Annotated in this window: 9 protein-coding genes; 5 read left to right on the top strand and 4 right to left on the bottom strand. The window is 50.1% G+C overall.

The genetic code is table 11. From position 1 onward, the window contains the following. The first annotated feature begins 101 nt into the window (after positions 1-101). Positions 102-2,663: a [protein-PII] uridylyltransferase gene (gene glnD, locus ACM67E_RS05065; RefSeq protein WP_416192526.1), complete on the top strand. Its 2,562-nt coding sequence runs from the start codon at positions 102-104 to the stop codon at positions 2,661-2,663. A 69-nt stretch (positions 2,664-2,732) separates the two neighbouring features. On the opposite strand, the gene ACM67E_RS05060 is transcribed toward glnD, so the two are convergent. From ACM67E_RS05060 to ACM67E_RS05045, 4 genes are all read right to left on the bottom strand, one after another. Then, positions 2,733-3,962 carry an HlyD family type I secretion periplasmic adaptor subunit gene (locus tag ACM67E_RS05060; RefSeq protein ID WP_416192525.1) on the bottom strand — a complete coding sequence of 410 codons (1,230 nt, stop codon included), beginning with the start codon at positions 3,960-3,962 and terminating at the stop codon, positions 2,733-2,735. Between the two features lie 68 nt (positions 3,963-4,030). After that, positions 4,031-6,244: a type I secretion system permease/ATPase gene (locus ACM67E_RS05055; RefSeq protein ID WP_416192524.1), complete on the bottom strand. Its 2,214-nt coding sequence runs from the start codon at positions 6,242-6,244 to the stop codon at positions 4,031-4,033. A gap of 36 nt (positions 6,245-6,280) precedes the next feature. Continuing rightward, entirely contained in the window at positions 6,281-7,477 is a 1,197-nt protein-coding gene (locus ACM67E_RS05050) for a TolC family protein (protein ID WP_416192523.1), read from the bottom strand. Positions 7,478-7,865: 388 nt separating this feature from the next. Then, the gene (locus tag ACM67E_RS05045; RefSeq protein ID WP_416192522.1) at positions 7,866-8,651 is read right to left on the bottom strand and encodes an inositol monophosphatase family protein; all 786 of its coding nucleotides are present in this window, start codon (positions 8,649-8,651) and stop codon (positions 7,866-7,868) included. A 185-nt stretch (positions 8,652-8,836) separates the two neighbouring features. Between ACM67E_RS05045 and ACM67E_RS05040 the strand changes: the two genes are divergently transcribed. From ACM67E_RS05040 to grxD, 4 genes are all read left to right on the top strand, one after another. After that, positions 8,837-9,655 carry an RNA methyltransferase gene (locus tag ACM67E_RS05040; RefSeq protein ID WP_416192521.1) on the top strand — a complete coding sequence of 273 codons (819 nt, stop codon included), beginning with the start codon at positions 8,837-8,839 and terminating at the stop codon, positions 9,653-9,655. Between the two features lie 389 nt (positions 9,656-10,044). After that, positions 10,045-10,899, top strand: coding sequence for a DUF1853 family protein (locus tag ACM67E_RS05035; protein ID WP_416192520.1), 855 nt, complete (start codon positions 10,045-10,047; stop codon positions 10,897-10,899). Positions 10,900-11,045: 146 nt separating this feature from the next. Next, positions 11,046-12,302: an RsmB/NOP family class I SAM-dependent RNA methyltransferase gene (locus tag ACM67E_RS05030; protein WP_416192519.1), complete on the top strand. Its 1,257-nt coding sequence runs from the start codon at positions 11,046-11,048 to the stop codon at positions 12,300-12,302. A gap of 220 nt (positions 12,303-12,522) precedes the next feature. Beyond that, positions 12,523-12,831: a Grx4 family monothiol glutaredoxin gene (gene grxD / locus ACM67E_RS05025; RefSeq protein WP_416192518.1), complete on the top strand. Its 309-nt coding sequence runs from the start codon at positions 12,523-12,525 to the stop codon at positions 12,829-12,831. Positions 12,832-12,894 lie beyond the last annotated feature (63 nt).

Below are 12,894 nucleotides of genomic sequence, written 5' to 3'. Positions count from 1 at the left end.
TCAACGGCTATATACGCCCCAAAAAATGAGGTTGAAGAAATATAATACTTCTTGCCAGTCCGAGATGATGCCGTCTGAAACATCTGTAATAAGGAACGAATATGTCCGCCCCCTTTCAAACCATGCGCGAAAGCTTTATGGGAGAAAAACAAGCCGCAATGGATACTTTTTTGTGCAAAAACCAGCCGATGGTTTTTTTTGCACAATATGGTGCAGCAGTCGATAAGCTCTTGCGCCTGGTTTGGCAAGAGTTCATGGCGGACAGCAGCATGTGCCTGCTGGCAACCGGCGGTTACGGCCGAAATGAGCTTTATCCTTATTCCGATATTGATTTGGCCATCGTCTCGCCTGAAAAAATTTCAGACGGCCATAGGGAGCAGATCACGAATTTTGTACAGACCTTGTGGGACATGAAACTGACGCCGTCTGTCAAAAGCGGCAGCATTGCGCAATTATGCGAGAGCATTGAAGACGAAATCACCGGTGATACCGCTTTTTTGGAAGCGCGCTTTTTATGCGGTAATGAAGATTTGGCACGGCATACTATCGTCCGTATGAACAAACAGCGCGACATTTCCACTTTTATCGAAGCCAAATTGCTGGAAATGAAACAGCGGCATACCAAATCCCAAGGTTCGGGAGCCGTTTTGGAGCCTAACATCAAAACCTGTACGGGCGGCTTGCGCGACATTCATACCATGCTTTGGATTGCCAAAGCACAAGGGCTTGATACCCGGCTTTCCGCACTCATCGGCGAAGGTATTTTGACGCGCCAGGAAGCCCGCATGTTGACACACGGACACAAGCAACTTGCTACCATCCGCATCCATCTGCACTTATGTGCCAAACGTGCCGAAGACCGCCTGATTTTCGACCTGCAGGCGCAAGTTGCGGAAAGTATGGGCTGGACAAATGAAGATTACCGTCAAAAAACCGAACGGTTAATGCACAATTTTTACCGGGCGGTCAAAAGCATCAACCAATTGAACGGTATTTTGCTACCCATGCTGCAAGGTCGTGTTTATTCCGATCCTATGCACGTTACTTTGCGCATTGATGATGATTATGTGCAGATCAACAGTCAAATTGCTGCACGGGATAAATCCATTTTTGCCAAACAGCCGACCAACATCTTTAAAATCATTCAAATTTGGCAAAGCCGCAACGACATCAATGCCATCGAACCGCAAACCCTGCGTGCCTGGTGGGCGGCAACACGCAAAATGAATGATCAGTTTTATAAAAACCCGACCAACCGCCGCTATTTTGTCGGCTTTTTCCGCAACGGAAACGGCCTGACCCATGTATTGCGTTTCTTGAACCTATACGGCGTGCTCGGTCATTATCTGCCGGCATGGGAGAAAATCGTCGGCTTAATGCAGCATGATTTGTTTCACGTTTATCCGGTAGACGATCATATTTTAGCGGTGGTACACAATATGCGCCGCCTGGCATTGGACAGTCACAGCCACGAACTCCCTTTTGCCTCGGTCTTGATGCAATCCTTTGATAAAAAATACATTCTCTATTTGGCCGCATTTTTCCATGACATTGCCAAAGGACGGGGCGGCGATCATTCGATTCAAGGCATCGAAGACGCTAAGAATTTTTCAGACGACCATTTTCTCAGCCAAGAAGAAGGCGAATTGCTGGCATGGCTGGTCGAGCATCATTTATTGATGTCCACCGTTGCGCAAAAAGAAGATATTCAGGATCCTGAAATCATCCGTGCGTTTTGCGAACAGATAAAAACACACGAACGGTTGGCCGCACTCTATCTGCTCACGGTAGCCGACATCCGGGGAACCAATCCGAAATTATGGAGCACATGGCGCAGCAGCCTGCTGGAAAGCCTGTTTCATGCCGCCAGCCGTTATTTGGCAGGTAACGGTTACAATACCACCGCACTCTTAAACCGCCGGCAGCAGAAAGCCGCAGATTTGCTGACCCGAACCGGCACGCCGGAAAAACAGCAGCAAAAATTATGGAAGATATTGGGTTCGACTTATTTTATCCGCCATCAGACGCGGGAAGTGCTGTGGCATACCGCCAATTTGGCGCATGATTTTGAAACACCGCTGATACGCAGCCGTATTCTGCCCAAAAGCAATTCGTTCCAAGTCATGATTTTCATGCCCAACGGACCAAGACTTTTTCCACGCTTGTGCCGTATTTTCAGCCGCCACGGATTTGATATTCTGGCCGCACGTGTTTTCATTACCGAACACAACTACATTCTTGACACTTTTATCGTGCAGATTCCGTCACACCATGATCCGGATTATTATCCTAACATCCAAAGTGCCTTAGAAGCGGAATTAAACAGCTTCATTCATGGCTACACCGTGCTGGAGAACCAAAACTACGATTACCGCTTGAGCCGTCGCAGCCTATACATGGCAATTCCCCCTCAAGTGACCATCACGCAGGAAGAAGATTATCCGGGCTGGTTTACCGTAGAAGTGGTCGCCGTAAACCGCGCCTACCTGCTGGCAGATATGGCCGATGTGTTCTTTAACCACAACGTCAGCCTGCGGTATGCAAAAATCACGACTTTGGACGAACGAGTAGAAGACAGCTTCACCGTATACAGCGAGGACTTGGACAACCCGAAAAAACAATTCGCACTCAAACAGGCCTTATTGGAACAGTTAACCATTTGAATCATAAAGCAAGGCCGTCTGAAAATATTTTCAGACGGCCTTTATCCATCACATATCTATCTGCACGCATCAACGTTCGGTCATAGCCTGTTTCATACGGGTAATCGGTTTAATCAAGTATTGGAATACGGTTTTCTCACCGGTTTTCACATCCACCGTCGCTACCATACCCGGAATAATCGGCATTTCCTTACCGTTTTTATCCTTCAAGCTGTTGCTGTCGGTTTGCACCAGGATACGGTAATACACTTGGTTCGGATCCAGCTTCAAATCGTTGGCTCGGTTTTGCATAGAATTGCTGACGGTATCGGGGCTGATTAAAGTTACTTTACCGTCTAAGCCGCCGTAAATCGCATAATCATACGCACTGATTTTTACGACCGCCGGCAAACCCGGACTCATAAAAGCCACGTCTTGCGGACGGATATAAGCCTCGACCAGCAACTTGTCATCTAAGGGCACGATCTGCATAATGTCTTGGCCGACATTTACCACGCCGCCCACGGTGTTGATTTGAATATCTTTCACAATACCGCGCATGGGTGCACGGATTTGTGAACGCTCTACCGGATCGGCACGCATCGCCGTGTTTTCTTTAGCTTGCGCCAATTCGGATTCGGCCTGTACCAATTCATTGTTGGCATCTGCCATATAACGGTTGCGGCGCTCGGCAATCTGCAAAGTCAGTTCGCTCGATTGACGCTGCATACGCAACAACTCTACTTCTGAAACAACTCCTTGCGCCACCATCGGAGCAGTGATTTCGATTTCTTTGTCCAACGTCGCTTTGCTCAAACTCAGACTCTGAATCGCATCGGTCACGGCGCGACGGCGGGCATTGTAAGCCGCCTGCTCACGCGCACGCAATTCGTTGCTGATGCCTTTGGGGAAAGTCAGCGCCGTATTGTATGCCTCTGCCTTCAAACGGGCGACCATAGCTTCCAAGTTCGCTACTTTGGCTTCGCTTTCACGCAATACGGCCGAACTGCGCGTATCGTCCAATTTCAACAGAATTTGGCCTTTTTCGACAATATCGCCTTCTTTGACAGAAATCTCGGTAATAATGCCCGGATCCAAACTTTGGATCACCTGCTCGCGGCTGCTCGGAATCACATTACCGTTCCCGCGGGTAACTTCTTCAATCGGGCTGTTATACGCCCAAATCACAAAGACCACCAAAAACAGAAAAAACAGAATAATGACCCAAAATTGCCCGCTGTGTTTTTCTTTTTGCAAAGCTGCATTCAAATCATTGATTAAATGCAAATCCTTATGCTTGACATTGTTTTCACTACTCATAATGATGAACCTCAATGGGGTGTTTTATTAAAGGCCGTCTGAAACCTTTTTATTATGTTAACCGGTATTTATGGCTGATTGGCCGAAGCCTGCGCTGCCACTTGGATATTCGTGCTTACCTGACGTGCCGGTATATTACCGGTTTGCGCCGCTTTGTTTTTGCTTTGCTCGCTCTGCATCAGATTTTGCAGAACCAGGTCGCGTGGGCCATCCATCACAACCTTACCGTTGTCCATCACGATAATGCGGTTGACGATTTGCAGAACTTGCGGACGGTGCGTTACCAATACCATAGTACGGTCTTTACCCCATTGAGCGATCGCATTCAAAGCCATACGTTCGGTCGCTTGGTCGAGACTGGTCGTCGGCTCGTCCAGCAAAACGACTTTCGGGTCACGCAAGGTCATGCGGGCCAAGGCGATAATCTGCTTTTGACCGCCCGACAAACCCAAACCGTCTTCACCCAAAGGCATGTCTAAACCGCGCGGATGACTGCGGATGATTTTATCCAAACCGAAACGTTTCAAAGCAGTCAGCAAGTCTTGGTCGGTAGAGTAACCGTCGGTTCGTGCCAAATCCATGTTTTCACGCAATGTACCCAAAAACAAACGCGGTGCTTGGCTCAATAAAACCACTTGGTTACGCAGGAAATTCGGATCCAACTGGCGCATATCGACGCCATCCAAGGTTACATTGCCTTTTTCGGTATCGTAGAGGCCGCTGGCTAATTTCAGCATGGTACTTTTGCCGCTGCCGATACGTCCTAAAATACCGACTTTCTCACCCGGTTTGATGGTAACGCGCAAATCGCTTACCGCTGCATTGGCATCATCTTGGTATTTGAACGATACGTTTTCAAAGGTAATCGCACCCTGGACATTATCCAATGTAATATATTTACGCTCCGGGCTGCGCTCAATCGGACGGGCCACAATTTCATTAATGCCTTGCAACGCCAACTTTGCCTGCTGGAAGCGGGTTGCCAAACCGGCAATTTGTGCCAAAGGTGCTAATGCCCGACCGGATAAGATGACCGAAGCGATCAGCGCACCCATAGTGATTCGGTCGGCAGTATTCTCAGCATGGATCAGATATGTACCGACCAGAACCAAAAACACGGTATTCAACTGCTGCATACCTACTGCAAAATTAACCATAAAATTACTGGTGTCTTTTACCTTAATCGAAGAAGCAGATGTTTTGGCAGTATATTCGTCCCAACGCTGCTGCGCCCAAGAAGTTGCGTTATTGGTTTTAAGTGTTTCAATGCCTTCGATTGCCTCTACTGCCAAACCCGAGCGCTGCGAACTTTCTTTCATTGATTCATTGATATATCGCGAAAGCGGACGTTGCACCAAAAAACCCACAATCACTACAATTGGAATAATGGTTAAAGGTACCAAAGCCAATTTACCGCCGACAATGCCGATTACCGTAATGAACAGCAACAAAAACGGCAAGTCTACCAATGTCAGCAGACTGGCACTTGTCATAAACTCACGAACAGATTCAAATTCGCGCAGGTTGTTGGCATATGAACCCGACGAAGCCGGACGGTCTGCCAATCGCAATGCCATGACTCGACGGAACAATGCCGAGCTGATAATCAAGTCGGCCTTTTTACCTGCGATATCGGTCAAGTGGCCGCGAATCATTTTAGCGGCAAATTCGAAAGTAATCGCCAACACCACACCGATGCTTAACACCCATAACGTTTCATAAGCTTGATTGGGGATTACGCGGTCGTAAACATTCATCACATATAACGAACTGACCAATGCTAAAAAGTTGATAATGAACGTAGCCAAAATCACTTGGTAATAATAACCGCGGAAACGCCAAATTACTTTCCAGAACCATGCTTTGGGCAAATGGTATTCAGGTAGTTCCGAGCGAGTATCCGACACCATTTTCGGTTTGATAAACCAGCAGTAGCCCAAATACAGAACCGACAATTGTTCGTGATCCAGCTCTTGCTCCAAGCCGTCGACTTGACGGATCTGATACTTCCGCTCTTTGCCTGCACCTTCGATATGAGTAATCACGGCAGCTTCTTCATTGTGCAAAATAATCAGCACAGGAACCGCCAGGGAAGGAATATCATCAAGGCTGCGTTTGGATAAAGTATTTTCAAAGCCGTGGCTTCGCAATACTTCAGTAAGAGAATGGTAGTTGACATTCAGTTTCTTATCCCGCACAACCTCTGCCGAGAGTGCTGCTTCCGACACAGGCGCCCCCAATAAGCGGGTCACTAATGCAACATGTTCGATAATAGCTTTCATAATGATGGATTCACGTAATAAATAAGTTTTCTGACGTTATTGCTGCACACCGGCCCAATTGGCCACTTGCGACTGCGTAACAAGGTATTCCAAAGCCGCATCACGGAAATCATTGTGCGCAGTAATGTTTTCCTGCTCGATTCTCGATAGCTCCGTATAGGCGCCCAATACATCGGTCAGCGTGCGACGGGCAATTCTGAATTGCAATTCGTATGTTTTCACCACATCTTTTTGCGCTGCAATATGTTGCGCGGTAATCTCCGCACGCTGCTCGCTCTGTCTCATGTCGATTTCGGCAGTTTGCGCTTTTTCATTGACATCACGCAGGATTTGTTCGGATTTGGACTCGGCGGCAATCAGCGCATGGGCATTTTTCTGTACGTTATGACGTGCTGCGACGTCCAGCACATTCCAAGCCACATTCAGATATAATTGCTTGGTATCGCCTGTTGCATTACCTTCCAAATTGATAGCCGGCAGACGTTGGGACTTGGAAACATCCAACTCTGCTTTCACACTGTCCTGTTCAGCGATTTGAGCCTGATAAGACGGATTGATGTTTTTATCCGGATTATGATAGCTCTGAACCAAACTTGCCGCAGTATCGCTACGGAACGGATCAGTCAGGTCGGCAGCCGTCATTTTCTTACCGGTATAGCGTGACAAACGGCTCAATGCCAATTCCATCGTACGGCGTTGTTGCGAAATAGTCGTTTCAACCTGTAATTGACGCGCACGGGCTTCAATCAGCTCGGAACGGCGTCCGCTGTCGTATTTCACAATCACATTCAAATCTTTTAACAGATTATTGTGACGAAACAGGCTTTGCTGGTTAACAAGCAGCATTTCTTTAGCACGCAGAGCAGTCAGATACAGCTTGCCGACTTCGCTGCCCAATTGCTCTTGGGTTTCGAAGTATTTGTATTTGTAATACTTTTCTTTGCTTTTATCGCGGCGGACAGCTGCTTCGATTCCCCCCCAGGAATACAGGTTGAGCGTCCCACGGACACCCAAGCCACCATCCATGTCATCACTGGAATCGCGGTTTTTTTCGGCCAATACTTGGACACCGGTCAAAGTCAAAACCGGATAATGCCCTGCCCGTGTGGCTTTGGTGGTGCTTTTAGCGGATTCTTCCGTGGCTTTTGCTTCCAGCACGGTCGGATCGGAAAGCAGAGATGCTTTCAGAATATCTTTAAGATCATGCGCAAAAACAGTTTGCGCGTATATCATGCAGACAATCGAAAATAAGGAAAATTTTCTCACAAACCCGAAGCAATGCGGTCGACATGATATGAGATGAAGGAAAAAGGGGCGCATATGATTCACAACAAGTGTATCCGTATATGTGTTTGCAATAAGCTCAAAAAAGTTCTTATCATTGAAATGGTAGAGAGCCTGTTCATGTATATAGCATATCAGTATATTTAACGTTTCTCATCATTTCTCAGATAAAAGGTCACAATATGCGACTCAAAGTACACATTTTCTCGCACTGTCAGTAAAGTGACTATATATAATTCCCACTATAAAGAACCGGAACCTTTAGTAACGGCCAAGAAACGATACCGATTCTTATCATGGAGAGGCCGTCTGAAACGGCCTCTTCGTCTTTGTATCATTACTGATGCGCTGCAATAATCTTGAGCATTTGTGCCAATATCTTGGGATTACCCGCAACGATGTCGCCGTTGTCCAGCCAGCTTTCGTTACCTTTCATATCCGTTACGATACCGCCCGCTTCCTGCACAATCAGCGCACCCGCGGCAATATCCCACGGCTTCAGGTTAAATTCAAAAAAACCGTCCAATCTGCCGCAGGCCACGGCGCACAAATCCAGGGAAGCCGCGCCTTCGCGCCGGCCTCCTGCGGTTTTCGACAGGAAATCTTTCAAGATGGCCAGGTATTTGTCCATCATGCTTTGGTCAACCACCGGAAAACCCGTACCGATTAAGCAGCGGTTCAATTCGATGCGGTTGGAAACACGGATACGGCGGTCGTTCAGCAATGCGCCTTTGCCGCGTGAGGCCATGTACAAATCGTTGCGCTCCGGCGCGTAAACCAAAGCCTCCTGCAACACGCCTTTGTGCAGCAGCGCCATTGAAATTGCATATTGGGGATGTCCGTGCAGGAAATTGGTGGTGCCGTCCAACGGATCGATAGTCCATTCGTATTCGGCATTGCTTTTTCCGTGAGAGCCGCTCTCCTCGCAGGTGATTTTGTGATGAGGGTAAGCTTCTTTCAATGCGTCCACCAGAATCATTTCCGATTCGCGGTCAACATTGGAAACGAAATCGTTGAAGGCTTTGCTGTCGATTTTGACCGTATCCAGATTGCCGCCGGCGCGGATCATCATCTGGCCGGCACGACGGGCGGCTTTAAAAGCAGTATTTAAAATCGGGTTCATGGGTTTCTTTCTAAATCGGGTACAATACCGCCTGATGCGCAGCAACCGCTCCCGCACCAAGCGCAACGTTTTCACGTTTCCAATGTTGTTAAAGAACGTTTCAGACGGCCTTTCCGAATGCAGGCCGTCTGAAAGAAATGAGAAGTGCTGCATTATAACCGATTAGCTTTGAAACCGAAACAAACATGATTGCCAAACCCGCCCTACCCGAGTATTTAAACCACATTCACATCATTCTCACGCGCACCAGCCATCCAGCCAACATCGGTTCCGCCGCACGCGCCATGAAAACCATGGGTCTGCACAGGCTGACCCTGGTCGCCCCCAACCTAATGGCTACGCCGATGACCGAAAATCCGCCGGTTTTCGATGCGCAGAATCCGCAGGCTTTCCGGCTGCCCGAAGAAAGTTTCATCTTGGCATCCGGTGCGGCGGACATTTTGGAACACGCCAAAACCGTCGCGACATTAGAAGAAGCACTGGCCGACACCACCGTCAGCTGCGCCCTGACCAGCCGCCGCCGCGAAATTACCGCACCGCTGCAAACGCCGCGCCAACTCGTGCCCGAATTATTGCAGGCGGCGGCGAACGGCGGACAGGTTGCCCTCGTTTTCGGCAACGAAACCTTCGGCCTTTCCATCGAAGAAGTGCAGGCCTGCAACCGTTTGATGACCATCAGCGGCAACCCCGACTACTTCTCGCTCAACCTTGCCCAAGCCGTACAGGTCGTGTGTTACGAAATTTTCAGCCAGACCGATGTACCGATGACGCATTTGCAGCAGGAAGACCATGCCGCCACGCACGCGCAGATCAGCGGTATGGTTGCCCACATGGAATCGCTGATGCACGATGTGGACTTTTTCAAACGCCGCAACAGCGAACGCCTGATGCGCCGTATGCAGAGCCTGTTCAGACGCGCCAACACACAAACGGAAGACATCGACATCCTGCGCGGTTTCTTCAACACGCTGAAGCAGAATTTAAAAGACCGAGAGGAAAAATAGGCCTTGAATATACGGCTGTCCGCACACTTTTTCAGACGGCATCAGGCACTTTTGAGGCCGTCTGAAAAACTCAAACCCGACAGCCCATATTTTTCAGACGGCCACGGAATTTCTGCACGAAGCGCAGGCTGCCTGTATTCTTTGCCCATACCGTTTAGAGGATAGCCGACAAATATTACAATTCATCGGTTTTAGTCCACCCTCCAAGCATAAATGACGTATAGCAAACAAATTTCCGACAGCGAAACAGGTAGGCTATTGAGCCTGCCCTCGGTTTTCAGACGGCCTACGTACCCTTAATGCCGTCTGAAAACCGGATAAACGCTTCCAACCAATCCTTGATATTTTCAGACGGCCTGCACAGGCCGTCTGAAAACCGAAAGCCCTTTATGAACTACGCCCTTGACGCTTTGTGGTGGAAACTCACCAGCCAGCCCGTGCGCGAACTCGCCGCCTTGCTCACGGCTCCACCCTTATGGCACAGCAGTGCCGAATTGCCGGTACTCGAATTACTGGGAGAGCACGGCTTCCGCTACCTGCTTTCGCTCGACCAAAATCCCCAGCCGCTTGTTGACTATCTGGCGCAACACGCCCCGTTCGGCAAGCGTTTGGGGCTGTACGCCGAGCACCTTCTGGCTTTTTGGTTCAGCCACGCGCCGCACGCCGAACTGTTGGCACAAAACCTGCAAGTCGTTTCAGACGGTCTGACCGTCGGTGCGGCGGATTTTGTCGTCAAACTCAGCGGAAAAGCCTACCACCTTGAATTGACGTGCAAATATTACGGCAGCGCAAGCGGCCGAACCGACGATTTGTGCGGCTTGAACCGCCAAGACCGATTGACAGGCAAAGCCGCCAAATTACCGCAGCAACTCATGCTGCTGAAATTTTCAGACGGCCTTGAAACTTTGCGGCAGCACGATTTGCCGACCGATTTGCAGCCGGCTTCCATCGTGCGCGGCATGGGCTTTTTTCCAAGCGGATTCAGCAGCTTCCAAGCCCCTGTCAATCCTTACGCCTGGCGTGGCGTTTATCTTTCCGACTGGCAGGAATTTGATTTTTCAAACAAAGCGGCGCGCTATATCCTGCTTGACCGCATGGCCTATCTCGCCCCTGCACGCGTAACCGCCGCGGACACGCTGTCTGCCGGTGAAATCCGCCAAAGCGAAAGCGGCTTGGCAGCGGTATTGGAAAAACGCCCCGACGATTATTGGCACGAAGTTTCGCGTATCATGAAGCAGGCCTGACTGCCGGCCTTGTTTTTCAGACGGCCTGAAATGTCTTCCCGTCCGGAGTTTTGCAAAAAACGAATCAATGTGCCCTGGCATTTTACCAAGTCAGGCCGTCTGAAAATCCCGTATAATTTACCCCGTTCCATTTTTCAAAACAGACCATGACACCGACCCAACTCGACCACACCGCCGCCCTGCTCGCCGATATGCTGACGTTCAAGCAGCCTGCCGATGCCGTTTTGTCCGCCTATTTCCGCGAACACAAAAAACTCGGCCGCCAAGACCGCCACGAAATCGCCGAAACCGCGTTCGCCGCATTGCGTCATTATCAGAAAATCGCCGCCGCATTGCGCCGTCCGCACGCGCAACCGCGCAAAGCCGCGCTGGCCGCACTCGTACTCGGCCGCAGCGTCAACATCGGCAAAATCCAAGATTTGCTTGATGAGGAAGAAACCGAATTTTTAAGCCGTCTGAAAGCGCGCAAAGCCGAGTTTTCAGACGGCCTGACCACCGCCGCCGAACTGCCGGAATGGTTGGTTGCGCAATTGCAGTCCCATTTCAGCGACGAAGAAATCTTAGCGTTCGGCCGCAGCGTCAACCAGCCCGCTCCGCTGGATTTGCGCGTGAACACCTTGAAAAACAAGCGCGACAAAGTGTTGGCCGTGTTGCAAACGGAAGAGCCGTCTGCCGAAGCCACGCCGTTTTCGCCGTGGGGCATCCGTTTGAAAAACAAAATCGCGCTGAACAAACACGAATTGTTTCTCGACGGCTCGGTCGAAGTGCAGGACGAAGGCAGCCAGCTTCTCGCCTTGCTCGTGGGTGCGAAACGCGGCGAAATCGTGGTTGATTTTTGCGCGGGTGCAGGCGGAAAAACCTTAGCCGTCGGCGCGCAGATGGCCAACAAAGGCCGCATTTACGCCTTCGACATCGCCGAAAAACGGCTTGCCAACCTCAAGCCGCGCATGACCCGCGCCGGACTGACCAACATCAACCCCGAACGCATCAGCAGCGAACACGATCCGCGCATCGCCCGTTTGAACGGCAAGGCCGACCGCGTGCTGGTGGACGCGCCCTGCTCCGGCTTGGGTACATTGCGCCGCAATCCCGATTTGAAATACCGCCAATCGCCGGAAACCGTCGCCAATTTACTGCAGCAGCAACACAGCATCCTCGAAGCCGCCGCCAAGCTGGTTAAGCCGCAAGGCCGCTTGGTTTATGCGACGTGCAGCATTCTGCCGGAAGAAAACGAGCATCAGGTCGAACGTTTCCTGGCCGGACACCCCGAATTCGAACTGCTCGACTGCGGCGGATTATTGGCCGCCGCCAAAGTGGATTTGAACACCGGCAAATACCTGCGCATGGATTCTGCCGTTCATCAAACCGACGGTTTCTTCGCCGCGGTTTTGCAGCGTAAATAAGAAAACTCAGACAGGCCGTCTGAAAACGGGCAGCAGGTTTCTCCTAAATGTTCAGACGGCCTCTTCATCTCCGCGCAAACTGCTGCCAACGCTTGAATTTTGTCCTTTGCGCCTTATCTGTTTTCCCGATACCGCCAAAAGAGTCATTTTAAATTCCCGCAACTTGCGTATAATGACGGCATTCAAACCGAATCACCCGATTGTTTAAAAGGAACCACACATGAGCATTCATGACCAAATCAAAGAAGTCGTTACCACCCACCGCGTCGTCCTGTTTATGAAGGGCACCAAACAATTCCCGCAATGCGGCTTCTCTTCCCGCGCCGTGCAGATTTTGAACGCGGTCGGCTGCACCGACTACGTTACCGTCAATGTTTTGGAAAACGACGAAGTACGCCAGGGCATTAAAGAATACAGCGACTGGCCGACCATTCCGCAGCTGTATGTCAACGGCGAATTCGTCGGCGGCTCCGACATCATGATGGAAATGTTCGAAGCCGGCGAACTGGAAGAAGTCCTGAAAGCCTAATCCTCGGCAAAGGCCGTCTGAAACCCTTTTCAGACGGCCTTTTTCACGGTTTCGGCAGTTTGC

It is taken from the genome of Neisseria sp. CCUG12390, from assembly GCF_047837985.1.
Lineage (GTDB): Bacteria > Pseudomonadota > Gammaproteobacteria > Burkholderiales > Neisseriaceae > Neisseria.
Note: the sequence above shows the minus strand (reverse complement) of the source record. Positions and strands in the feature narration are given on the sequence as shown.

Bases quoted from the DNA above. Each gene is read 5' to 3' on its own strand.
- ACM67E_RS05030 (WP_416192519.1), top strand. From the start codon at position 11,046: ATGACACCGACCCAACTCGACCACACCGCCGCCCTGCTCGCCGATATG.
- ACM67E_RS05035 (WP_416192520.1), top strand. From the start codon at position 10,045: ATGAACTACGCCCTTGACGCTTTGTGGTGGAAACTCACCAGCCAGCCC.
- ACM67E_RS05055 (WP_416192524.1), bottom strand. From the start codon at position 6,244: ATGAAAGCTATTATCGAACATGTTGCATTAGTGACCCGCTTATTGGGG.
- grxD (WP_416192518.1), top strand. From the start codon at position 12,523: ATGAGCATTCATGACCAAATCAAAGAAGTCGTTACCACCCACCGCGTC.
- ACM67E_RS05040 (WP_416192521.1), top strand. From the start codon at position 8,837: ATGATTGCCAAACCCGCCCTACCCGAGTATTTAAACCACATTCACATC.
- glnD (WP_416192526.1), top strand. From the start codon at position 102: ATGTCCGCCCCCTTTCAAACCATGCGCGAAAGCTTTATGGGAGAAAAA.
- ACM67E_RS05045 (WP_416192522.1), bottom strand. From the start codon at position 8,651: ATGAACCCGATTTTAAATACTGCTTTTAAAGCCGCCCGTCGTGCCGGC.
- ACM67E_RS05050 (WP_416192523.1), bottom strand. From the start codon at position 7,477: ATGATATACGCGCAAACTGTTTTTGCGCATGATCTTAAAGATATTCTG.
- ACM67E_RS05060 (WP_416192525.1), bottom strand. From the start codon at position 3,962: ATGAGTAGTGAAAACAATGTCAAGCATAAGGATTTGCATTTAATCAAT.